21 protein-coding genes are annotated in these 21,197 nt (G+C 72.9%); 10 read left to right on the plus strand and 11 right to left on the minus strand.

The window, feature by feature from the left end:
• Window positions 1-220: 220 nt before the first annotated feature.
• Window positions 221-1,483 (minus strand): PP2C family protein-serine/threonine phosphatase, encoded by a 1,263-nt coding sequence (locus IE316_RS05520; RefSeq protein WP_190202985.1) that lies wholly within the window; start codon window positions 1,481-1,483, stop codon window positions 221-223.
• Window positions 1,483-2,286, minus strand: coding sequence for an alpha/beta fold hydrolase (locus tag IE316_RS05525; protein WP_190202986.1), 804 nt, complete (start codon window positions 2,284-2,286; stop codon window positions 1,483-1,485). Before IE316_RS05525 ends, IE316_RS05520 begins: the two co-directional genes overlap by 1 nt.
• A 269-nt stretch (window positions 2,287-2,555) precedes the next feature.
• On the opposite strand from IE316_RS05525, the gene IE316_RS05530 reads away from it, so the two are divergent.
• Window positions 2,556-2,855, plus strand: coding sequence for a WGxxGxxG family protein (locus IE316_RS05530; RefSeq protein WP_190202987.1), 300 nt, complete (start codon window positions 2,556-2,558; stop codon window positions 2,853-2,855).
• Between the two features lie 126 nt (window positions 2,856-2,981).
• Here IE316_RS05530 and IE316_RS05535 read toward each other — a convergent pair whose 3' ends face one another.
• Genes IE316_RS05535 through ctaD form a run of 4 tightly spaced genes read right to left on the minus strand, consistent with a single transcriptional unit; the run spans window position 2,982 to window position 5,813 of the window.
• Entirely contained in the window at window positions 2,982-3,566 is a 585-nt protein-coding gene (locus IE316_RS05535) for a hemerythrin domain-containing protein (RefSeq protein WP_229910207.1), read from the minus strand.
• A complete protein-coding gene (locus tag IE316_RS35895) occupies window positions 3,563-3,691 on the minus strand; it encodes a hypothetical protein (RefSeq protein WP_268257628.1) in 129 nt (42 codons plus the stop codon). The genes IE316_RS05535 and IE316_RS35895 overlap by 4 nt, the downstream gene beginning before the upstream one ends.
• A 44-nt stretch (window positions 3,692-3,735) precedes the next feature.
• Window positions 3,736-4,098: a hypothetical protein gene (locus tag IE316_RS05540; RefSeq protein ID WP_190202988.1), complete on the minus strand. Its 363-nt coding sequence runs from the start codon at window positions 4,096-4,098 to the stop codon at window positions 3,736-3,738.
• Entirely contained in the window at window positions 4,095-5,813 is a 1,719-nt protein-coding gene (gene ctaD / locus IE316_RS05545; protein WP_190202989.1) for an aa3-type cytochrome oxidase subunit I, read from the minus strand. The genes IE316_RS05540 and ctaD overlap by 4 nt, the downstream gene beginning before the upstream one ends.
• A gap of 279 nt (window positions 5,814-6,092) precedes the next feature.
• Between ctaD and IE316_RS05550 the strand changes: the two genes are divergently transcribed.
• The 5 genes from IE316_RS05550 to IE316_RS05570 all read left to right on the plus strand — a co-directional run bounded on the left by IE316_RS05550 (window position 6,093) and on the right by IE316_RS05570 (window position 9,352).
• Window positions 6,093-7,007 (plus strand): Rieske (2Fe-2S) protein, encoded by a 915-nt coding sequence (locus tag IE316_RS05550; protein ID WP_190202990.1) that lies wholly within the window; start codon window positions 6,093-6,095, stop codon window positions 7,005-7,007.
• Window positions 7,008-7,106: 99 nt separating this feature from the next.
• The gene (locus tag IE316_RS05555; RefSeq protein ID WP_190202991.1) at window positions 7,107-7,589 is read left to right on the plus strand and encodes a DUF4396 domain-containing protein; all 483 of its coding nucleotides are present in this window, start codon (window positions 7,107-7,109) and stop codon (window positions 7,587-7,589) included.
• A 233-nt stretch (window positions 7,590-7,822) separates the two neighbouring features.
• Window positions 7,823-8,026 carry a cold-shock protein gene (locus IE316_RS05560; protein WP_028799214.1) on the plus strand — a complete coding sequence of 68 codons (204 nt, stop codon included), beginning with the start codon at window positions 7,823-7,825 and terminating at the stop codon, window positions 8,024-8,026.
• A gap of 225 nt (window positions 8,027-8,251) precedes the next feature.
• On the plus strand, window positions 8,252-8,431 hold the full coding sequence (locus tag IE316_RS36170; RefSeq protein WP_373311094.1) for a CBS domain-containing protein: 180 nt from the start codon (window positions 8,252-8,254) through the stop codon (window positions 8,429-8,431).
• A gap of 570 nt (window positions 8,432-9,001) precedes the next feature.
• Window positions 9,002-9,352, plus strand: a complete 351-nt coding sequence (locus IE316_RS05570) for a MerR family transcriptional regulator (RefSeq protein WP_190202993.1) — start codon at window positions 9,002-9,004, stop codon at window positions 9,350-9,352.
• A 28-nt stretch (window positions 9,353-9,380) separates the two neighbouring features.
• Here IE316_RS05570 and IE316_RS05575 read toward each other — a convergent pair whose 3' ends face one another.
• Together IE316_RS05575 and IE316_RS05580 are read right to left on the minus strand one after the other, a co-directional pair.
• On the minus strand, window positions 9,381-10,559 hold the full coding sequence (locus tag IE316_RS05575; protein ID WP_190202994.1) for an NAD(P)/FAD-dependent oxidoreductase: 1,179 nt from the start codon (window positions 10,557-10,559) through the stop codon (window positions 9,381-9,383).
• Window positions 10,560-10,661: 102 nt separating this feature from the next.
• Entirely contained in the window at window positions 10,662-11,603 is a 942-nt protein-coding gene (locus IE316_RS05580; RefSeq protein ID WP_190202995.1) for an RNA polymerase sigma-70 factor, read from the minus strand.
• Between the two features lie 281 nt (window positions 11,604-11,884).
• On the opposite strand from IE316_RS05580, the gene IE316_RS05585 reads away from it, so the two are divergent.
• The 3 genes from IE316_RS05585 (at window position 11,885) to IE316_RS05595 (ending at window position 14,102) form a co-directional block, all read left to right on the plus strand.
• On the plus strand, window positions 11,885-12,088 hold the full coding sequence (locus tag IE316_RS05585) for a cold-shock protein (protein WP_190202996.1): 204 nt from the start codon (window positions 11,885-11,887) through the stop codon (window positions 12,086-12,088).
• A gap of 151 nt (window positions 12,089-12,239) precedes the next feature.
• Window positions 12,240-13,703 carry a DEAD/DEAH box helicase gene (locus IE316_RS05590; RefSeq protein ID WP_190202997.1) on the plus strand — a complete coding sequence of 488 codons (1,464 nt, stop codon included), beginning with the start codon at window positions 12,240-12,242 and terminating at the stop codon, window positions 13,701-13,703.
• A gap of 63 nt (window positions 13,704-13,766) precedes the next feature.
• Window positions 13,767-14,102: an SCO5918 family protein gene (locus IE316_RS05595; RefSeq protein ID WP_229910208.1), complete on the plus strand. Its 336-nt coding sequence runs from the start codon at window positions 13,767-13,769 to the stop codon at window positions 14,100-14,102.
• Here the strand turns inward: IE316_RS05595 and IE316_RS05600 are convergent.
• Entirely contained in the window at window positions 14,092-16,059 is a 1,968-nt protein-coding gene (locus tag IE316_RS05600; RefSeq protein ID WP_190202998.1) for a YncE family protein, read from the minus strand. The two genes, IE316_RS05595 and IE316_RS05600, sit on opposite strands and share 11 nt — an antisense overlap.
• Before the next feature lie 176 nt (window positions 16,060-16,235).
• On the opposite strand from IE316_RS05600, the gene IE316_RS05605 reads away from it, so the two are divergent.
• Window positions 16,236-19,388: an ATP-binding protein gene (locus IE316_RS05605; RefSeq protein ID WP_190202999.1), complete on the plus strand. Its 3,153-nt coding sequence runs from the start codon at window positions 16,236-16,238 to the stop codon at window positions 19,386-19,388.
• Here IE316_RS05605 and IE316_RS05610 read toward each other — a convergent pair.
• Window positions 19,366-20,160, minus strand: coding sequence for an ABC transporter permease (locus IE316_RS05610; protein WP_190203000.1), 795 nt, complete (start codon window positions 20,158-20,160; stop codon window positions 19,366-19,368). The two genes, IE316_RS05605 and IE316_RS05610, sit on opposite strands and share 23 nt — an antisense overlap.
• Window positions 20,157-21,188, minus strand: a complete 1,032-nt coding sequence (locus IE316_RS05615; RefSeq protein ID WP_190203001.1) for an ATP-binding cassette domain-containing protein — start codon at window positions 21,186-21,188, stop codon at window positions 20,157-20,159. The genes IE316_RS05610 and IE316_RS05615 overlap by 4 nt, the downstream gene beginning before the upstream one ends.
• Window positions 21,189-21,197 lie beyond the last annotated feature (9 nt).

Here is a 21,197-nt window from a genome sequence, read left to right on the forward strand (position 1 = left end):
CGGCACGGCCGGCCCCACGGTGAACGTGGTCGGGCCGCCGCGCCCACTTCCTCTTCCACCCGCCGTGCTCCGGCGCGTCCCGCCGCGCCCGGAGCAGCAGGGTCTTCCGGAACTCGCAGAAACCCAGAGAACTTCAGAGAAAGCAGTCCGTCATGCGTAACGCCATTCGTGCCACCGGTCAGACCACCTCCGCCGCCCGGGAGACGTACACCCCCTTCGGTCAGCGCGGCGGCGCCTCGGGGCCGGGGCGGCCCAGGGCGAGGAGGGCGGTGTCGTCCTCCAGGCCGTCGCCGAAGCCGACGAGGAGGCCGGTCAGGGCGTCGATCAGGTCGTGCGGGCCGGCCGGGGCGAGGCCGGTGACGAACGAGCGCAGGGCGTCGTAGCCGTACAGGTCGTCCTTGGACCCGGTACGTGCCTCGGTGAGGCCGTCCGTGTAGAGCAGCAGGGTGTCGCCGGGGCCGAGGGTGGTGCGGACCGTCGTGAAGGACGCCGTGGGGAAGGCCCCCACCAGCATGCCGGCGGGGGTCGGCAGGTACTGGGCCGCCCCGTCCGCCCGGAGCACCAGCGCGGGCGGGTGGCCGCCCGAGGCCAGGGTCACCCCGACGGTCCGGCCCCCGGGTTCGAGTACGCCGAAGACGGCGGTGCAGTACCGCGGGTCGCCGTCGGCGTACCGGTCCAGCAGCGCGGTGTTGAGGGTGGACAGTACGGCTTCGGGGCCCAGGCCCTGGAGGGCCGCCGTGCGCAGGGTGTAGCGCACCAGCGAGGTCACGGCCGCGGCCTGCGGGCCCTTGCCGCAGACATCGCCGAGGAAGAAGGCGAAGCGTCCCTCGCCGAGGGGGAACAGGTCGTAGAAGTCGCCGCCCAGTTGGATCGGGGAGGCGGTGTGGTAGTGGACGGCGGTCTCCATCCCGGGCACGGCCGGCAGACTGGCCGGGAGCAGGCTCTGCTGGAGGACGGCCAGTGCCTCGCGCAGGCGCTCGCGGTCGGCCTCCGCCTGCCGGCGGGCCTTCTCCGCCGTCTGGCGGGCGCGCAGCAGCTCCCGCTCGTAGGAGCGGCGGTCGGTGGCGTCGAAGACGGTCGTGCGGACCAGCAGCGGCCGGTCGTCCGCGCCGCGTTTCACGGTCGAGGTGAGCAGCACGGGCAGTCTCTCGCCGTCCGTGACCTTCATGTCCATCGCTATGCCGCCGACGTGCCCCTTCATGCGCAGCAGCGGGGCGAAGTGGGTCTCGTGGTAGAGCTTGCCGCCCACGGTCAGCAGGTCGCTGAAGCGTCTGCGGCGTACGACCTCGTCCCGGGAGAGGCCGAGCCAGTCCAGCAGCGTCTGGTTGATCTTGACGATGGTGCCGTCCATCAAGGTGGACAGATAGCCGCACGGGGCGGACTCGTAGAGCTCCTCCGTGCTGTCCTCCAGCAGGGCGAGGACATCGGAGTCGATGGGCAGGTGCGAGCCGGGATCGGGAGGGTCCGGCTCGGGGCGGGACATCACTCCAGGGTTTCCAGGAACATGGTGATCGCCTCCAGGGTGGGTTCGGGGGCGCTCAACTGCGGGCAGTGGCCGATCGCGGGCAGCGTGACCAGGCGGCTGCCGGGGATGGCGGCGTGCACATAGGCGCCGACCTCGCGGGGGGCGATGGCGTCCTGCTCGCACTCGAGGATCAGGGTGGGCACGGCGACCGTCTTCAGGTCCTGCCGTGCGTCGGTGAGGAACGTGGTGCGGGCGAAGACCCGCGCCACCTCCGGGTCGGTCGCGCAGAAGCTGTCGGTGAGTTCCGCACCCAGCTCCGGGCGGTCCGGGTTGCCCATGATGACCGGGGCCATGGCCGCGGACCAGCCGAGGTAGTTCGACTCCAGCATGTCCAGCAGCTCGTCGATGTCGGCCGCGCTGAAGCCGCCCCGGTAGTCGGCGTCGTCGATGTAGGAGGGCGAGGGGCACACCATGACCAGCGATCCGATCCGCTCCGGTGCCGCGGCGGCGGCCCGGACGCCGATCATGGCGCTGACCGAGTGCCCGACGAGGACGGCGTCCCGCAGGTCCAGGGCCTCGCACACGTCGGTCACGTCATGGGCGTATCCGTCCAGGCTCGCGTAGCGCTCCGCCCGCCAGGCGGTCAGGTCGGAGCGGCCGGAGCCGACGTAGTCGAAGAGCACGACGCGGTGGTGCTCGGCCAGGCCGGAGGCCACGAGCCGCCACAGGTTCTGGTCACAGCCGAAGCCGTGCGCGAGCACCAGGGGCCGGCCGTGCTCCGGCCCCATCACACGGACGTTGTTCCTGCGGAGGATGTCCATCCACCCATCGTGCCACGCCGCGCTACCGCCCAGTAGGCGTGCGGTGTCCCGTCCGTCTCATGAGCCTCCTCAGCCACGCGGTCACACGGGCCTCGCCTTGTCACCCGTTCGGCCCAATGCCCGGAACCCCGCGAACCCGGTAACCGCAGGACCTTCCGGCGCTCGCGGTGACGTTCCGGGTGCTCCGGTGTTGCGGGCGTCCGTGTCGTCGCCGGTGATGGAAGACGGAGCCCCCGCCGTGGGGGACATGGAGGAGAGCCATGCGTCGCATGACGATCGGAGCTGTTCTGACCGCCGCCCTTCTCGCGGGACCCGCCGCGGTCGCCGCGGAGGCGCAGACATCGGAGTCGGTGCGGACAGCGACCGTGCAGAGCGTCGGGATCGCGCCGGTCCAGGCGCCGGACGACGACCACGACGACGACGATGACGGTGGCGGATGGGGCCTGTGGGGTTTGGCCGGCCTGCTGGGTCTGCTCGGTCTCATCCCCCGTAAGCGCAAGACCCCGGACCGGGGCACCACCGCCGGCCGGGGTCCGGGTGCGACGGGGTACCCCACCGACCGGCCGTGAGCCGCCGTCCTTGACGTCTTTGACGTCCTTGAGCCGGGGAGCGGTCCGTACCGACCGCTCCCCGAAGGCGTTCCCGGCGGTACGTGCCTGGCGCGAGTCCTCGAAGGCGTTCCCGGCGGTACGTGCCTAGCGCGAGCGGCGGCGGGCAGTGCGCCTCGTCCAGGCGGCCACCGCCGCCCCGGCGGCGAGGGCGCCCAGGGCCAGGGCCGCGCGCCGGCCGGCGGGGCTGTCCACGGCGATCAGGTCGCGCAGCCGGTCGAAGCCGCTCAGTGGCACGCCGGCCAGGGCGTTCCCGGGCGGGCGGCGGGAGACGGCCGGGTGCGGATGGGTGGGGGCGGCCAGCCGTACGGCCTCCCACGCCGCGCCGACGCGGCGCAGCTTCCGGTCGTCCAGTGCGGCGCGCAGCCGGGGCAGCAGCAGGTCCTCCTCGTCCCGGATGTCCTCGCGCACCAGGCGGAACGCCTCCTCGATCCACTCCTCGCGCCGGGGGTCGTCCTTGTCCTTCTCGACGCGGGCGAGCAGGTCGTTGATGGCCTGGTGCTCCTCCTCCACCCGGCGGGTCAGTTCCTCGCCGTCCGGGGCGAGGCGGCGCAGCGTCGGCCACAGGACCGTCTCCTCGGCGAAGGCGTGGCTGAAGACGAGCTGGACGAAGTCCCGCCAGAGCCGGTCGCGCGCCGGGGCGCCGGGGCCGGCCGCCAGATAGGCGTTCATGAGCCGGTCCAGTTCGGCTGGTCGCGCCGCTGCCGGCACAGGACGCTGCCCGGCCCGCCCAGTTCGGCGGTGCTCTGCCGGGAGATCGACGGAAGGCTTATGTGCTGGGGTCGGCCGCCGGACATGGCGGTCTCCTTTCGAAGCGGGTGGGGAGGTGCTCGGTTGCGGGTCAGCGGGTGGTCCAGCCGAGGCAGGCGGTCGCCCAGGCCGCCCCGGCCAGCAGGGCGCAGGCCCAGGCCGCGTGGCCTTTGAGGAGGCGGCGGCGCAGGTCGGCGTAGCGCTGTTCGTACTCCTGGCGCAGCCCGTCGGCCCGTTCGAGCACGGCGAGGAGCATCCGGCGGGAGAGGTCGATGTGCTGCCGTACGTACTGCCGGGTGAGGTCGTCCGCCTGGGCGCCGGTGAGCCAGGGCAGGCGGGCGCACAGTGCCTCGGCGTCGCGGAGCGCCTCGTCGTGCCGGGAGCGTGCCAGCAGGTAGCCCTCGGCCTCGGCGGCGACCGACGGGTGCCGGTCGCCGCCCCGGCCGCTGGTCAAGACCGGTCCCCCTTGTGCCCGCTGGGGTCGAGGACGTCGCGCTGGCCGGTGTTCTCCGCCTGGTCCTGCTGGGCCAGGGCCGGGTGGTGCAGGTCGAAGGCGGGCGACTCGGAGCGGATCCGGGGCAGGGTGACGAAGTTGTGCCGGGGCGGCGGGCAGGAGGTGGCCCACTCCAGCGAACGGCCGTAGCCCCAGGGGTCGTCGACCTCGACCTTCTCGCCGCGCTGGGCGGTCTTCCACACGTTGTAGAGGAACGGCAGGGTGGACAGGCCGAGCAGGAAGGCGCCGATGGAGGAGACGGTGTTGAGGGCGGTGAAGCCGTCGGCGGCCAGATAGTCGGCGTAGCGGCGGGGCATGCCCTCGGCGCCGAGCCAGTGCTGGACCAGGAACGTGGTGTGGAAGCCGACGAACAGCGTCCAGAAGTGCACCTTCTCCAGGCGGGTGTCGAGCATGGTGCCGGTCATCTTCGGCCACCAGAAGCTGAATCCGCCGAACATCGCGAACACGATCGTGCCGAACAGCACGTAGTGGAAGTGGGCGACGACGAAGTAGCTGTCGGTGACGTGGAAGTCCAGCGGCGGGGAGGCGAGCAGGACGCCGGTGAGGCCGCCGAAGAGGAAGGTGACGAGGAACCCGGCCGCCCACAGCATGGGGGGTTCGAAGGACAGCGAGCCCCGCCACATGGTGCCGATCCAGTTGAAGAACTTCACGCCCGTCGGCACCGCGATCAGGAAGCTCATGAAGGAGAAGAACGGCAGCAGCACCGCCCCGGTGGCGAACATGTGGTGCGCCCAGACGGTCACCGACAGGCCGGTGATGGCGATGGTGGCGCCGACCAGGCCCATGTAGCCGAAGATCGGCTTGCGGGCGAAGACCGGGATGATCTCGCTGACCACGCCGAAGAACGGCAGGGCGAGGATGTAGACCTCCGGATGGCCGAAGAACCAGAACAGGTGCTGCCAGAGGATGGCGCCGCCGTTCTCCGGGGCGAAGACGTGCGAGCCGAACCGCCGGTCGGCCTCCAGCACCAGCAGGGCGGCGGCCAGCACGGGGAAGGCCAGCAGCACCAGTACCGAGGTGAGCAGCACGTTCCAGGTGAAGATCGGCATCCGGAACATCGTCATGCCGGGCGCGCGCATGCAGATGATCGTGGTGATGAAGTTGACCGCGCCGAGGATGGTGCCGAACCCGGACAGCCCCAGCCCCATGACCCACAGGTCGGCGCCGACGTACTGCGAGCGGAACGCCCCGCTGAGCGGCGTGTACGCGGTCCAGCCGTAGTCGGCGGCGCCCTGCGTGGTGAAGAAGCTGCTGAGGACGATCAGCCCGCCGAAGAGGAACAGCCAGTACGAGAACATGTTCAGCCGGGGGAAGGCGACGTCCGGCGAGCCGATCTGCAGCGGCATGATCGCGTTGGCGAACCCGGCGAAGGTCGGGGTGGCGAACAGCAGCAGCATGATCGTGCCGTGCATGGTGAACGCCTGGTTGTACTGCTCGGGGGAGATGATCTGCATGCCGGGGCGGGCCAGTTCCGCCCGGATCACCATCGCCAGCGCGCCCGCGATCAGGAAGAACGCGAACGAGGTGATCAGGTAGAGGTGACCGATCTTCTTGTGGTCGGTCGTGGTGAGCCAGGAGACGATCACCCGGCCCCAGTTGCGTCGGCCCTCCGCCGCCGGTACCAGGGAGGTTGGCTCGCTCGTTTGTGTCGCCATTGATGTCCTCGATCGCAAGCGGGAAGGGGTGTCGTGGCTCGGGCGGCCGCGAGGGGGTCCGTCTCGGGCGCCGGGCAGTGCGTATCCAGACGCGTGGAAGTTAGTCCACGTTTGCCCGTCCGGTTCATGTCGCGGAGGCGGTTGGGGGCCGAACGGCTGAAACCATGAATCCGTTCGGGGCAGGGCGGGGCGGCCGGTCACCGCTGCCGCCCCGGGTGCCCGGCGCCGGCCCGCGCGGAGGGCTGTTTGTCCCCCGCCGACCCGGGGGACCCTGCGCCCATGAGCGAGAAGCCAGGTCGTCGTCGCCGTATCGGCCAGAATCGGATGCTGTCGCTGCTGGACGCCCTGGAGCGGGACCCCAGGGCGGACGCCGCGATCGACGCGCTGACCCGCAAGGTGCGGTCGCTGCCGCTGGGCCCGGCGCGGGACGCGCTGCACGGCCGGTGGCTCGGCCATCCCGTGCACCCCCTGCTGGTGCAGGTGCCGGTGGGCAGTTGGCTGTCGGCCGCGGTACTCGACCTGCTGCCCGGCCGGTCCCGCGGGGCCGGCGTCCTGGTGGGCGTCGGGCTGGCGGCGGCCGGTCCGGCCGCGCTGGCGGGCGCGGTCGACTGGGCCGAGCTGCGCCGGGAGCAGACCCGGGTGGGCCTGGTGCACGCCGTCGCCAACACGGCGGCGGTGGGCCTGTACGGCGCCTCCCTGTTGTGCCGGGTCACCGGGCGGAAGGGCGCCGGACGGGCGTACGGCTTCCTCGGGCTGACCGCGGTCGGCGTCGGCGGGATGCTGGGCGGCCACCTCGCCTACCGGCAGGCGTCCGGCGCCAACCACGCCGAGGAGGTGCCGCACGTCGTCAGCGAGGGCTGGCACCGGGTCGGCGCCGTGGCCGACTTCCCCGCCGGCGAGCCGGTACGGCGCTCCGTGGACGACGTACCGGTGCTGGTGGTGCGCGAGACCGGCGGGGCCTTCCACGCGCTGGCCGACCGGTGCAGCCATCTGGCCGGGCCGCTGTCCGAGGGCACGGTCGCCGACGGGTGCGTGACCTGCCCCTGGCACGGCAGCGTCTTCCGGCTCTCGGACGGCTGGAACGTCCGGGGCCCCGCCACCGCGCCCCAGCCCGCCTTCGACACCCGGGTGGTCGACGGGCACGTGGAGATCAGCCTGCGCCGGGAGGACGAGGCCGACGGGCCGGGCGAGTAACGGCCCGGTACCCCGTGACGGAATACCCTGGGGGGGTATAGCGTTCCCGAGGGCAGGACCGCCGGGTTCCGCACGGGACGTCGAACGGGGAGGCACGTCATGGACCACTCCACCCACCACGCACACGCCGCGGCCGGACACGCGCACGGCGCCACCTGGGCCACCGCGGTCCGGGCCACGCTGCACTGCCTCACCGGGTGCGCCATCGGCGAGATCCTCGGCATGGTCATCGGCACCGCGCTGGGGTGGGGCAACGCGCCGACCATGGTCCTCGCGATCGCCCTGGCCTTCGTCTTCGGCTACTCCCTCACCCTCTCCGCGGTGATCCGCGCCGGAGTCTCCCCGAAGGCCGCCCTCAAGGTCGCGCTGGCCGCCGACACCGTCTCCATCGCGGTGATGGAACTGGTCGACAACGGCATCGTCGCCCTGGTGCCGGGCGCGCTGGACGCGCACCTGGCGGACGGGCTGTTCTGGTACGCGCTGCTCGGCGGCTTCGCCGTGGCCTTCCTGATCACCACGCCGGTCAACAAGTGGATGATCGGCCGCGGCAAGGGCCACGCGGTCGTGCACGCCTACCACTGACCCGAAAATATCTGTGCTCGGGAAATGAGAATTAGGTATGGCGCCCGCCGACTATTCCTTCTCCCGCCGGGCGGATTCGAGGAGAGAATCGTCAGTGCCGATCGGAACGTGCTACTGTCGTTCCAGTTGCAGGTGTGGTTGCCAGAGGGTTAATTTCCGACGGGGTAATCACCACGGCGACACGGAATTCACACGGAGTGAATTCTGATACCGCCCTCCGAAGGAGAAACAAAATGGCTACTGGCACCGTGAAGTGGTTCAACGCGGAAAAGGGCTTCGGCTTCATCGAGCAGGACGGCGGCGGCGCCGATGTCTTCGCCCACTACTCCAACATCGCCACCCAGGGCTTCCGCGAGCTGCTGGAGGGCCAGAAGGTGTCGTTCGACATCGCGCAGGGCCAGAAGGGCCCGACCGCCGAGAACATCGTCCCCGCCTGATCATCCGGCGCTGACGCATACCTCGCAGCCGGGGCCCGCACCTAGGGGTGCGGGCCCCGGCTCGCTGTATTCCAGGGTGCTCCACTCGCCCGTACCGGTTCTCGATCCCCGCAGGAGGCACGTATGACGTCGACCCCATTGGTCCGGACGGTCCAGCCGGTTCAGTCGATCCGGCGGAACGAGGCGCGGCGCGGGAGCGCGGCCGGGCCCCGGGTGCGGGACGACATGACGGTCGAGGTGGCGCTGTCCCTGATGGCCGGTGCCCGGGTCGACCGCCTCGTGCTCTGCGACGGGGACGACCAGAGCGTGGGCCTGATCACCCTGGCCCGGCTCGCCGTGCTGCGGGAGAGCCCCCTCTACACGGACCGGATCAGACTGCGGGACGTCCCCTCCCTCGCCCGCTGATCCGGTGGTGTGAGTCCCGGGCGGGTCACCGCCCCCAGAAGACCCGATGAGGGCCCTGCCGACGCGCGTCGGCAGGGCCCTCGTCGTCGTTCCGCGCGCTCCGGTGCCGCCTGACACCGTCTCGGACACGGCAGAAAATCTACTCTGGCCAGAGTAGACATTGGTCATCCCTCCGCCTAAGGTTTGTGGTGTTGACACGGTCCAGCGAGACCGCCAGACACGAACTGGCGGGGAGAAGTACGCGAAGTTCGCAGGTCCGTGCGGCTCCGGAGCCCGCAGCCGGAGCCGCACGGCGCAGTCAGGCAACGGGTACGAGCAAGGACGGAGGAGCAGACGCCATCAGGATCGCCCGGTCCGGGAAGCCTCCGGTCCGGGTACCGCAAGACCCCGGATTGGACGGTGGTCCCCGGTCACACAGCCGCGATCCCCGTACCCCCGGCCCCAGCGGGCCGGGTAGCGGAAACAGAAGGTCGGCCGAGCACGAGGGCCGGCAGATGGTGTTCAATTTCCTTCGGGGCCCTGGTGCTGCACGGCACCGGGGCCCCTCGACGCGTTGCACTACGAGGTGACATGGCAGCAGATACTCCGCTCAGCGATCGTCTGGACGACGACGACTACCCCGCCTACACCATGGGCCGGGCCGCCGAGATGCTCGGCACCACGCCCGGCTTCCTGCGGGCCATCGGCGAGGCCCGTCTGATCACTCCGCTGCGCTCGGAGGGCGGCCACCGCCGGTACTCCCGCTACCAACTGCGGATCGCGGCGCGCGCCCGCGAGCTGGTCGACCGGGGCACCCCCATCGAGGCCGCCTGCCGCATCGTCATCCTCGAGGACCAACTGGAAGAGGCCCAGCGCATCAACGCCGAGTACCGCCGGGCGGCCGAGAAGGCCGCCGAGGGCGCCCGCACCGGGTCGGGCTGACGCGCGGGCCCGTTCCACCGGGCCGGGATCAGGCCGCCGACCTGGCCGGCGCCGCCGGCCGAGCGGCGGTGACGCGGTGGCGGCGGGTCGGGGTGAGGGTGGGGTGGGCGACGCCCCAGGCGGCGCCCTTGCAGATCAGCTCCTTGTAGACGGCGGCGATCCGGCCGGTCAGAGCGGCGTCCTTGGCGCGGTCGTCGGCGGTGACGTACTGGATCAGACCGTCCCGGCGGCCGAGGGAGACGCACTGGTTGAAGTAGCGGATCGGCACCCGCGGGACCTTGCCGCCGGTCAGCCGGGCCGCGAGGGCGTCGGCGGCCTGCCACGCGGTGGGCACGCCCGAGGCGCAGGACATCCGCAGCGGCTTGTCGCCGGGGCCCATCACCAGGGCGGCGTCCCCGACGGCGTACACCTCGGGGTGCGAGACCGAGCGCATGGTCTCGTCGACCACGATCTGCCCGGTGTCGCCCAGCTTCAGCGACGTGCTCCGCGCGAGCGGGTGCACCGCGAACCCGGCCGTCCACACGGTGGCCGCGGCCGGCAGGACCGTGCCGTCGGCGGTGGTGACGCGGTCCGCCTCGACGGCGGTCACCCGGGTGTGCTCGTGCACGGTGATGCCGAGCCGGTCGCAGACCTTGCGCAGGTGGCGGCGCCCCTTGGGCGAGAGCCAGTCGCCGAGGCCGGCGCGGGCGGCCAGGGCCACGTCGAGGTCCGGGCGGGCCTCGGCGATCTCGGTCGCCGCCTCCACACCGGTGAGGCCGGCGCCCACCACCAGGACGTGCTGCCCGGCGGACAGGCCGGCCAGGCGCTCGCGCAGCCTCTGCGCCCCGGCGCGGCCGGTGATGTCGTGGGCGTGCTCGGCGGTGCCGGGGACGCCCTGGGTGTTCCAGCCGCTGCCCAGGGCGTGGACCAGGGAGTCGTACTCCAGTTCGCCGCCGTCGTCGAGGGTGACCGTCCTGCGGTCGGTGTCCACCGCCGTGACCCTGGCGATCCGGACGGTGACGCCGGTGCCGCGGAAGATGTCGGCGAGCGGGCGGGCCTTGAGGTCCTGGCCGGCCGCGAGCTGGTGCATCCGGACGCGTTCGACGAAGTCGGGCTCGGCGTTGACGAGGGTGATGTCGACGTCCTCGGGGCGCAGCCGCTTGGCGAGTCGGCCGGCGGCGATGGCTCCGGTGTATCCGGCTCCGAGAACGATGATGCGGTGCCGCATGTCCCTGCTCCTGTCTGCTCCTGGTGAGGATTCGCCCCTTGAACCGGGCGGGACCGGGATTCCTGACAGGTATCGGGTGTGACTGCGGTCACATTCCCCGGGTCACAGGACGAGCAGCGGGTCGCCGTGGCCGGTGGCCGCCCAGTGGCGGGTGGCGCGCACCAGCTTGTCGGGGTTGGCCTGGCTGCGGAACGCGGCGATGCCGTCCGCCGTGACCTCCAGGCACATCACTCCGATGACCCGGTCGTCCACGACCACGACGAGGGCCGGCTCGCCGTTGGCGACGGCGGCGTGCACCCGCGCCGCGCCGCCGACCAGGGCCCGCTTGGCCGGACCGGGCTTGAACAGGCCCCGCATGAACTTCGCCACCGCCAGGGCGCCCTCGAACGGCCGGGTGCGGGCCGGGACCTTCCCGCCGCCGTCGCCGATCGCCACCGCGTCCTGGGTGAGCAGCGCCACCAGCGGTTCGGTACGGCCGCTGGCCGCGGCGGCGAGGAACTCCTCCACGATCCGCCGCGCGGCGGCCCGGTCGATCTCGGTCCGGGCCCGGCCGGCCGCGACGTGCTTCTTGGCGCGGTGCAGGATCTGCTGGCTGGCCGCCTCGGTGAGGTCCAGGATCTCCGCGATCTCCCGGTGCGAGTAGTCGAACGCCTCCCGCAGGACGTACACCGCCCGCTCGTTCGGGCTGAGCCGCTCCAGCAGGGTGAGCACGGCGTACGACAGCGACTCGCGCTGCTCGGCGGTGTCGGCGGGGCCGAGCAGCGGGTCCCCGGCGAGCAGCGGCTCGGGCAGCCACTGGCCGACGTAGGTCTCGCGGCGGGCGCGGGCCGAGGTGAGCTGGTTGAGGCAGAGGTTGGTGAGGACCTTGGTCAGCCATGCCTCGGGGACCTCGATCCGGGCCGGGTCGGCGGCCTGCCAGCGCAGGAACGTCTCCTGCACGGCGTCCTCCGCCTCGCTCGCCGAACCGAGCAGACGGTAGGCGATCGCCCCCAGCCGGGGCCGGGCCGCCTCGAACCGGTCGACGTCCTGCACGGTCAGCGCCATGGGCCGGATCCTAACCCCTGCCGGCCCGCCCGTCCGGGTCCCGCCGGGGACGGATATCTGTGCTCGCGACGGGAGAATTTGCCGTCGCGGCCGAACAGTATTCCCACGTGAGAGGCGCGTGGGGGAGTTTTTTACCACGCTCCGCACGAGGTGCCACCGTGATACTGTCGTTAGCAGTTGCAGTTGTGGTTGCCAGAAGGTTTTTTCCTACGGGGTGATCATGAGCGGCGACCGGGACCCGCGCAGTGTGGGTTTCGAACACCGTACCGAAGGAGAAAAAAATGGCATCCGGCACCGTGAAGTGGTTCAACTCCGAAAAGGGCTTCGGCTTCATCGCGCAGGACGGCGGCGGCGCCGACGTCTTCGCCCACTACTCGAACATCGCCACTCAGGGCTTCCGTGAGCTGACCGAGGGCCAGAAGGTGACGTTCGACATCGCGCAGGGCCAGAAGGGCCCGACCGCCGAGAACATCGTCCCCGCCTGACATCACCGGCGCTGACGCATACCTCGCTGCCGGGGCCCGCACCTTGGGGTGCGGGCCCCGGCTCGCCGTATTTCCGGCGCCCCCCGTCCTCCTCATTCGCTGCGCGATTTCCCTTGATCGTGCCGTATCAAGGAAGTCTGACATCTTGCCGATGAGCCAGAGCCGTACCCGTGCCCCCCGCCGCGACAACCGCGGCAAAGGACGCCGTCCCGCCGCCGTCGCACCGCAGGGCGAATTCGCGCTGCCGGTGACGACCGTGCCCGCGCTGCCCCCCGTGGAGTCGTTCGCGGACCTCGATCTGCCCGCGGCGCTGCTGGAGACGCTCCGCCAGGAGGGCGTCACCGCGCCGTTCCCCATCCAGGCGGCCACCCTGCCCAACTCGCTGGCCGGCCGGGACGTGCTCGGCCGGGGCCGCACCGGCTCCGGCAAGACCCTCGCCTTCGGCCTCGCCCTGCTGGCCCGCACCGCCGGACGCCGGGCCCTGCCGCGCCAGCCGCTGGCCCTGGTCCTGGTGCCCACCCGGGAACTGGCCCAGCAGGTCACCGACGCGCTCGCCCCCTACGCCCGGGCGCTGAAGCTGCGCACCGCCACCGTCGTCGGCGGCATGTCCATCGGGCGGCAGGCCGGTGCGCTGCGCGGCGGCGCCGAGGTCGTGGTGGCCACGCCCGGCCGGCTCAAGGACCTCATCGACCGCGGCGACTGCGTCCTGGACGACGTCGCCGTCACCGTCCTGGACGAGGCCGACCAGATGACCGACATGGGCTTCATGCCCCAGGTCACCGCGCTGCTGGACCGGGTCCGCCCGGACGGGCAGCGGATGCTGTTCTCGGCCACCCTGGACCGCAACATCGACCGGCTGGTCCGGCGCTACCTGAGCGACCCGGTGGTGCACTCCGTCGACCCCTCCGCGGGAGCGGTCACCACGATGGAGCACCACGTGCTGCACGTCCTGGACACCGACAAGCAGCGCACCGCCACCGAGATCGCCGCCCGCGACGGACGCGTGATCATGTTCCTGGACACCAAGCACCGCGTGGACCGGCTGACCAAGCACCTGCTGAACAACGGGGTGCGCGCCGCCGCCCTGCACGGCGGCAAGTCCCAGCCGCAGCGCACCCGGACCCTGGCCCAGTTCAAGGACGGGCATGTGACGGTCCTGGTCGCCACCAACGTGGCCGCGCGCGGCATCCACGTCGACAGCCTCGACCTGGTGGTCAACGTCGACCCGCCGAGCGACCCCAAGGACTACCTGCACCGCGGCGGCCGTACCGCCCGGGCCGGGGAGTCCGGCAGTGTGGTCACCCTGGTCACCCCCGACCAGCGGCGCGACATGAACCGGCTGCTGGCCACCGCCGGCATCACCCCGCGGACCACCGCCGTGCGCTCCGGCGAGGCCGAGCTGAGCCGGATCACCGGGGCGCGCACGCCCTCCGGTGTCCCCGTCGTCATCACCGTGCCCGCCGCCGAGCGTCCCCGCCCGGCCGGTGCCACCGGCTCGCGCTCCTCCCGTGGCCGCCGCGGCCGTCCCGGCGGCCGGAGCCGGTCCGCCGCCGCCGGTGACGCCGGACGCCGGGGCGGCACCGGCCGTCCGTCCGCCTCCGGCCGGGCCGCCTAGCCGCCCGACCGCCCGACAGACCCCGTCCGACCCGGCCCGTCCCCTTCCCCCCTGAGAGGCATCATGCGCTGTGTCATCGCCCGTTACCCGTTCGACCTGACGAAGAACGGGGTGCTGGACTCGATGAAGGGTGTGACGCCCGAGCCGATCACCGGTGAGTCGGTGACCATCGGCCGCCGCCGCTACCCGGCCAAGCAGGTCGGGGAGGTCGTCACCCGGCAGGACCGGCGGGACTTCACCAGCGGCGAAGTCGTACGGGCCATGACCCGGCTCGGCTTCACCTGCCACAGCACGCCCGAGCCCGAGCCGCCGGCCTCCCCGCAGGACCTGCTCGGCGGCCCCGGCACCGCGACCGGGACCGGGACCGGGACCGCCGGGCAGGACGGCGTCACTTGGTGAACGTCATGTACTTCCAGGCGCCGTGCGTCGTGGAGTTCACGGTGTCCCCCGAGGAGCCGTTGACGTAGGAGGAGCGCATCCGGGCGCGGATCCCCGACTCGCCCGGAGCCTCCAGGCTCACCGCCGACTTGCCGTTCGAGCCCAGCGCGAAGTACTCGCTGCCCGAGTCGTACCAGGTGCCGTCGTAGTACACCTGGAGCTGGAAGCGCTGGTGGCGGCCCTGGTAGTAGTTCATCGTCGTGGTGAACACCGGATCGGTGTTCTTGTGGAACCAGTAGTACGTCGTGGAGCCGATCTTCCCCGTCTTGTAGTGCTTGGAGACGCTGGTGGAGACCTTGGCGTGGGCGTACGCGACCGACTTCACCGTCTTGGCGGCGTAGCGGGCGTCGCCGGCGAAGACCGCGGTGACCGTGGTGTCCCGGGTCATGTCGACGGTCGCCGACAGGTTGCCCTTGGAGTTGACCTTGGCGGTCTTCAGCAGCTTCTTGCCCTTGTCGGTGCCGAACGGGTCCGCGTAGAGCGACACCGTGCGGTTCTTGTAGGTGCTGCCGAGGTGGGCGGTGAAGGTGACGTCCTTGCCGTACGCGTACAGCTTGCCGTTGTTGTTCAGGGTCAGCGACGGGGACTTCCGGGAGACCGTCACCGCGTCCGAGCCGGAGGCCGGGGCGTGGGTGGCGTCACCCGCGTAGGACACCTTGTACGTGACCTTGCCGCCGGCCGGCGGGGTGTCGGTGAACGAGAAGGTGCCGTCCGCCTTGGTCTTCACCGAGGGCAGCGCCTTGCCCTTGGGGGACTCCACGTCGGTGCGGGTCACCGTCAGGGCCGTGCCCGCGGCGGGGCGCGTCTTGGAGCTGAGCTTGCCGGTGACGGTGAGCTTCTTGGCCCGGTCGGCCTTGGCCGGCGCCGACACCGTCAGCTTGGGCAGCTCCCGGGTGGGGTCGGTCAGGGCGCGCAGCGAGTAGGTGCCGTAGTCGTCCTGGGAGACGGCGAAGACCCGGCTGGTGTCCGGCGCCCAGGCCAGGGCGCCGTCCACCAGGGTGTCGGGGCCGCTGCCGGCGCTGCCGGCGGGGAAGTCGTACTCCCTTGTCGGCTTCGGGTCGCCGGCGCGGTGGATGTGGACGTCCGGCTCGTACCAGGAGTAGCTGCCGCCCGCGATGGTGCCGTCGGGCGCGATCCGCACCGCGTTGGGGTAGGCGTCGATCGGATAGCTGCGGACCTCGGTGAGGTCGGTGGTGGAGTAGGCGGGCAGGCCGTAGCCGCTGCCGGTGCCGTCCCAGGAGGCGAGGACCTGGGTGCCGTCGGGCGTCAGGTCCAGTTGCTTGACGCTGGAGTCCAGGCTGCCCGCGACGCGCAGCGCGGCACCGTCGGCGGAGACGTCGAAGACGGCGAGCCGGCCGCCGCCGCCCGCCGCGAGCACGCCGGGCGCGGCCGGGTCGGCGGCCAGCATCGGCGCGGCGCCCAGGGCGGTGCCGTCCTGGTCGAGGCGGACCACCGGCTCGGCGCCGGAGACGTCCAGGGAGCCGAGGCCGCCGGCGTACCCGAACCAGATCCGGCCGTCCACGGCCTCCAGGTCGGCGGGGGCGTCCGCGCCGTCCAGCGGGTAGCTCGCGGTCTGGGTGTACGTCGCGGTCTCCACCGAGACGATCCGGTCGGCGCCCTTGACGGCCGCGTACACCTGCCCGGAGTCGGGTGCCAGCGCGAGGCCGGTCACGCCGGGCAGGCCGGTCAGGGTCGCCTTGACGGCGCCCGTGTAGTCGGTGACGACGAGCTTGCCGCCGCTCGGGTCGGAGACGTACACGCGCCGGTGGACGCCGTCCACGACCAGGTCGCCGACCGAGGCCACCGGGAGAGTCTTCGCGGAGTCGGCCATCGCCGTCCCCGCCGTGGTCGCGGTCAGGGCCGCGGAACCGAGGAGGACCGCGACGGTGGTCGCGATCGAGATGCTGCGCCTGCGCACAGTGCTGGAACCCCCACAGGAGAGCCCGGCGTCGGCCGGGCGTAAGTGAATGGGCCGCTTGTCCCCCCAGGCGCCGCCGCGCGGCGCGTGGACGCGGTCCGTCGAGCAGGGTATGGCATGCCAGCGACAATCGCGCAGTGGGTTATGCGTACCGCCGGCCGGTCTAGTCTGCTGGCGTGACCATCGAGTTGACCGTGCTGTCCCGGGTCGCCTGCCGTGGGCGGGAGATCACCGCGCCCCGGCTGCGCGGGCTGCTGGCGCTGCTCGCCGGGGAGCCGCGGGCCGGGTGCAGCACCGGGCGGCTGGTCGAGGGGCTGTGGCCGGACGAGGCGCCGGAGCGGCCGGGCAAGGCGGTGCAGGTGCTGGTGTCGCGGCTGCGGGCGCAGATCGGCGCCGAGCTGATCGTCAGCACGCCGACCGGGTACCGGCTGGCCCTCGACCCGGCGCGGATCGACGCGGGCGCGCTGCTGCTGCACGAGGCGGCGAGCCGCGAACGGGCCGGGGCCGGCGACCACGAGGGCGCGCTGCGGGAGGCCGAGGCGGGCCTGGCGCTGTGGGATGGCGAGGTGGCCGCCGGTCCGGCGGACGACCCGCGCGACCCGGTGGCGGCGCTGCGCGCGGAGCGCCTGGGGGCGCACCGGTCGCTGGTCCGCTCCCGGGCGCTGGCGCTGGCCAGGCTGGGCCGCCGGGAACCGGCCGCGGCGGAGCTGACCGCACTGGCCCGGCAGTCGCCGTGGGACGAGGAAGTACTGGCGGAGCTGCTGCGCTGCGAGGCGGCCGGGGCGGGCCGGGCCGCGGCGCTGACCCGGTACGAGGCGTACCGGGTGAGGCTGCGCGAGGAGCTGGGCACCGACCCGGGCGCCGAACTGCGCGGCGTGTACCAGGAGTTGCTGGGCGCGGACGTGGCACCGGTCCGGCACGGGGTGCCGCACGAGCCGAACCCGCTGCTGGGCCGGGACGCCGATGTCGCCGCGGTGGCCGCGCTGCTGCGCACCGCCCGGGTGGTCACCGTGGTGGGGCCCGGCGGGCTGGGCAAGACCCGGCTGGCGCACGCGGTCGGCCGGGCGGCCGAGCAGCCGGTCACCCACTTCGTGCCGCTCGCCGGTGTCACCGCCGACGCGGACGTGGCCGGTGAGGTCGCCTCCGCGGTGGGCGCCGGGGAGGGCCGGCCGTTCGCGGGCGGCGCCCCGGACGTGGTGGGCGGCATCGTCACCGCGCTGGGCGCCGGACCGGTGCTGCTGGTGCTGGACAACTGCGAGCAGGTGATCGACGGGGTCGCCGACCTGGTGCGGGCGCTGGTGTCGCGGTCGCGGACGCTGCGGGTGCTGGCCACCAGCCGGGCCCCGCTGGGACTGACCTCGGAGTCCGTGTACGCGCTGCCCGAGCTGTCCCTGCGGACCTCGGCGGAGCTGTTCGCGCAGCGGGCGCGGGCCGCCCGGCCGGGCGTGGAGCTGGACCCCGCGGCGGTCACCGAGATCTGCCGGCACCTGGACGGGCTGCCGCTCGCGGTGGAACTGGCGGCGGCCCGGGTGCGGGTGCTGTCGGTGGCCGACATCTCCCGCCGGCTGCGGGACCGGTTCGCGCTGCTGCGCGGCGGCGCCCGGGACGCGCCGGAACGGCACCGGACGCTGCGGGCCGTGGTCGAGTGGAGCTGGAACCTGCTGGAGCCCGACGGGCAGGCCGCGCTGCGTGCGCTGTCGGTGTTTCCCGGCGGCTTCACCGAGGACGCGGCCCAGTACGTCCTGGGCGCCGGGGACGACGTACTGGACCTGCTGGAGCACCTCGCCGGGCAGTCGCTGCTCCAGGTCGGGGACAGCCCCGCCGGGGTGCGGTTCCGGATGCTGGAGACGCTGCGCGAGTTCGGTGCCGCCCGGCGTGCGGAGGCCGCCGAGGAGGAGGCGGTGACCGGCCGTTTCCTGGCGTGGGCGCGGGACTTCGGGCGGGCCCGGCACGACATCCTGTTCGGCGGCGACCCGACGCCCGCCTGGCACCGGGTCCGTGCCGAGCAGGACAACCTGGTCCTCGCCCTGCGTCTGGCGCTGGCCCGCCAGGACGCGCCCGCCATCGCCGCGGTCACCGCCGTCCTGGCCTCGCTGTGGGCCACCGACAGCCACTACGACCGGCTCGCCGCCCTCGCCGCCGAGACCGGCGGGCCGCTCTCCCGGTTCCGTCCCGGCCCCGAGGACGTCGAACCGGCGCGCAGCGCGGCGGCGGTCTGCGCGGCCAGCCTCTTCATGGGCTACGGCCCGCACGCCGTACGGCAGCTCGTCACCCTGCGCCGGCTGCCGCCCGCGCCGCCGGACACGGTGCTGCGGGCGCTGGCCGTGGTGCTGGGCGCCGTACCGGAGATACGCCCGCCGCACTACGCGAGGCTGACGGAGCTGGCCGGGGCCCGGGAGCCGCTGCTGGCGTGCGTCGCCTCCGGGGTGGCCAGTTATGTGTGGGAGTCCGCGCAGGAGCCGGAGCGGGCGCTGAAGTACGCCCGCCGGATGCTCGACGCCCTCGGGGACCACGACAATCCGCTGCTGCGGCTGCTGTGCCACGGGCGGATCAGCGACCTGTGCCTGAAGACCGAGCGGGGCGCGGAGGCGTACCGGCATCTGCGGACGGCGCTGGACACGCTCGGCGGGTACGGGGAGTGGTCGGACGCGATCGGGGTCCGCTGGGGGCTGGTGCTGGCCTGTCTGCAGCGCGGGGAGGCCGACGAGGCGGAGCACTGGCTGAAGCTGGCGGCGCTGGACCAGCCGCCGGAGCCCGCCGCCGTCTACACCCCGGACCTCGCGGCCCGCGCGGAGATCGCGCTGGCCCGGGGGCTGACCGAGGTGGGGCTCGGGCTGTGGCGGCAGGCGCTGGACAAGCTCCGGGAGGACAGCGCGCGGCTCACCGGCGATCCGTTCATGGACCCCTGGTCGCTGGAGCTGCGCTCGGCGGCGCTCGCGGCGCACGCGCTGCACGGGCGGTTGGCGCCGGTGGCGGGGCTGGCCGCGGAGTTGCGGGCGGAGGTGCTGGCCAAGCTGTCGGACCCGGCGGGCTCCCCGGCAGGCCCGGGGCCGGTGGAGCCGCCGGGGTACGGGACGGCGCTGCTGGCGCTGGGTCTGGCCGGGGTGGCGGCGGGCGACAAGGGGGCGGTGAAGCTGGTGGCGCTGGCGGAGCGGACGCCGGTGGTGCGGCAGTTCCCCTCGCTGTCCTCGGCGCGCTCCCGGCACCTGGCCGAGCACGCCGACCGGGCGGCCTACGCCGACGCGGGGTCGGAGTACGCCGCCCTGGGGCGGGCCGAGCTGCGGGCGCTGGCGGTGCGGGAGCTGCTCAGCGCCGGGGCTCGCGCTTGAACCGGGCGGTGGACCAGAGGTAGCCGAGGACCACCAGGCCGAGCGACCAGGCGAGGGCCAGGACCGCATTGGTGGTGCCGATGCCGGTGCCCAGGAGCAGTCCGCGCAGGGTCTCGATGACCGGGGTGAACGGCTGGTACTCGGCGAACCAGCGGAACCAGGACGGCATCGCGTCCACCGGCACGAACGCGCTGCCCAGCAGCGGCAGCAGCATCAGCGGCATGCCGGTGTTGCTCGCGCCCTCGGCGTTGGGGCTGACCAGGCCGATGCCGACCGCGATCCAGGTGACGGCGAGGCTGAACAGGGTCACCAGGCCGGCCGCCGCCAGCCACTCCAGGGGCGTGGCGTCCGCCCGGAACCCGATGGCGAAGCCGATGCCCAGGACCAGGACCAGCGCGGCCAGGGTCTGGATGACGCTGCCGAGGACATGGCCGATCAGCACCGAGGAACGGGAGATGGCCATGGTGCGGAACCGGGCGATGATGCCCTCGGTCATGTCGGTGGCCACCGACACGGCGATGCCCAGCGCGGTGCCGCCCACGGTCAGCATCAGGATGCCCGGCATCAGGTACGCCACGTAGTCGGCGCGGTCGGCCGTGCCGCCGTTGAGTCCGGCGCTCATCACGTCGCCGAAGACGTACACGAACAGCAGCAGCAGCATGATCGGGGTGAGCAGGATGTTGAGGGTGAGGGAGGGGTAGCGGCGGGCGTGCAGGAGGTTGCGCCGCAGCATGGTGGTGTGGTCGCGCAGGGCGTGGGCGGAGCTGCTCATCGGAGGGTCTCCTCGGCTGCGGTGCGGGGGGTCGCGGGGTTGCCGGTGAGGGCGAAGAACACGTCGTCCAGGTCGGGGGTGTGCACGGACAGCTCGTCGGCCACCACGTCGGCGGCGTCCAGCCAGTCGAGGACGGCGCGCAGCTCGCGCTGGCTGCCGTCGCTGGGGATGTGCAGGGTGAACGTCTCGTCGTCGCGGGTGGTCTCGCGCAGGGCGGCCGCGGCCCGCTCGTAGGCCACCGGGTCGGTGAACCGCAGGCGTACGTGCCCGCCGGGGACGAGCCGCTTCAGCTCCCCGGCGCTGCCCTGGGCGACGAGCCGGCCGCCGTCCAGGACGGCGATGCGGTCGGCGAGCTGGTCGGCCTCCTCCAGGTACTGGGTGGTGAGGAAGACGGTGACGCCGTCGGCGACCAGGTCGCGGACGATCTGCCACATGGTGTGCCGGGAGCGCGGGTCCAGGCCGGTGGTCGGCTCGTCGAGGAAGATGATCCGCGGGCCGCCGACCAGGGTCATGGCGATGTCCAGGCGGCGCTTCATGCCGCCGGAGTAGGTGGCGGCGGGCTTGCGCGCGGCCTCGGTGAGGCCGAAGCGCTCCAGCAGGCCGGCGGCGACCCGGCGGCCCTCCTTCTTGGGGAGGTGGTTGAGGTCGGCCATCAGGAGCATGTTCTCCTCGCCGGTGATCAGCCCGTCCACGGCGGAGAACTGGCCGGTGACGCCGATCGCGGCGCGCACCGCCTGGGGGTCGGCGGCCAGGTCGTGGCCCGCGACGCGGAGCTGGCCGGCGTCGGGGCGGATCAGGGTGGACAGGATGCTGACCACCGTGGTCTTGCCCGCGCCGTTCGGGCCGAGCAGGGCGAAGACCGTGCCGGCGGGGACCTGGAGGTCGATGCCGTCGAGGACGGTGCGGTCGCCGTACGCCTTGCGCAGTCCGGTGGCCGCGATGGCGATGTCCCGCCGGTCGGTGCCGCTCTGTGCGGGCCCGGGTCGGCCGGTGGCGGGCCGGTCGGGGCCCTGGTCTGTCGTCGTCATGCCGCAGAG

It is taken from the genome of Streptomyces fumanus, from assembly GCF_014655295.1.
GTDB lineage: Bacteria > Actinomycetota > Actinomycetes > Streptomycetales > Streptomycetaceae > Streptomyces > Streptomyces fumanus.

Excerpts from the sequence above, each read along its gene's own strand:
- IE316_RS05520 (WP_190202985.1), bottom strand. The coding sequence starts at position 1,483 with ATGTCCCGCCCCGAGCCGGACCCTCCCGATCCCGGCTCGCACCTGCCC.
- IE316_RS05525 (WP_190202986.1), bottom strand. The coding sequence starts at position 2,286 with ATGGACATCCTCCGCAGGAACAACGTCCGTGTGATGGGGCCGGAGCAC.
- IE316_RS05530 (WP_190202987.1), top strand. The coding sequence starts at position 2,556 with ATGACGATCGGAGCTGTTCTGACCGCCGCCCTTCTCGCGGGACCCGCC.
- IE316_RS05535 (WP_229910207.1), bottom strand. The coding sequence starts at position 3,566 with ATGAACGCCTATCTGGCGGCCGGCCCCGGCGCCCCGGCGCGCGACCGG.
- IE316_RS35895 (WP_268257628.1), bottom strand. The coding sequence starts at position 3,691 with ATGTCCGGCGGCCGACCCCAGCACATAAGCCTTCCGTCGATCTCCCGG.
- ctaD (WP_190202989.1), bottom strand. The coding sequence starts at position 5,813 with ATGGCGACACAAACGAGCGAGCCAACCTCCCTGGTACCGGCGGCGGAG.
- IE316_RS05550 (WP_190202990.1), top strand. The coding sequence starts at position 6,093 with ATGAGCGAGAAGCCAGGTCGTCGTCGCCGTATCGGCCAGAATCGGATG.
- IE316_RS05555 (WP_190202991.1), top strand. The coding sequence starts at position 7,107 with ATGGACCACTCCACCCACCACGCACACGCCGCGGCCGGACACGCGCAC.
- IE316_RS05560 (WP_028799214.1), top strand. The coding sequence starts at position 7,823 with ATGGCTACTGGCACCGTGAAGTGGTTCAACGCGGAAAAGGGCTTCGGC.
- IE316_RS36170 (WP_373311094.1), top strand. The coding sequence starts at position 8,252 with ATGACGGTCGAGGTGGCGCTGTCCCTGATGGCCGGTGCCCGGGTCGAC.
- IE316_RS05570 (WP_190202993.1), top strand. The coding sequence starts at position 9,002 with ATGGCAGCAGATACTCCGCTCAGCGATCGTCTGGACGACGACGACTAC.
- IE316_RS05575 (WP_190202994.1), bottom strand. The coding sequence starts at position 10,559 with ATGCGGCACCGCATCATCGTTCTCGGAGCCGGATACACCGGAGCCATC.
- IE316_RS05580 (WP_190202995.1), bottom strand. The coding sequence starts at position 11,603 with ATGGCGCTGACCGTGCAGGACGTCGACCGGTTCGAGGCGGCCCGGCCC.
- IE316_RS05585 (WP_190202996.1), top strand. The coding sequence starts at position 11,885 with ATGGCATCCGGCACCGTGAAGTGGTTCAACTCCGAAAAGGGCTTCGGC.
- IE316_RS05590 (WP_190202997.1), top strand. The coding sequence starts at position 12,240 with ATGAGCCAGAGCCGTACCCGTGCCCCCCGCCGCGACAACCGCGGCAAA.
- IE316_RS05595 (WP_229910208.1), top strand. The coding sequence starts at position 13,767 with ATGCGCTGTGTCATCGCCCGTTACCCGTTCGACCTGACGAAGAACGGG.
- IE316_RS05610 (WP_190203000.1), bottom strand. The coding sequence starts at position 20,160 with ATGAGCAGCTCCGCCCACGCCCTGCGCGACCACACCACCATGCTGCGG.
- IE316_RS05615 (WP_190203001.1), bottom strand. The coding sequence starts at position 21,188 with ATGACGACGACAGACCAGGGCCCCGACCGGCCCGCCACCGGCCGACCC.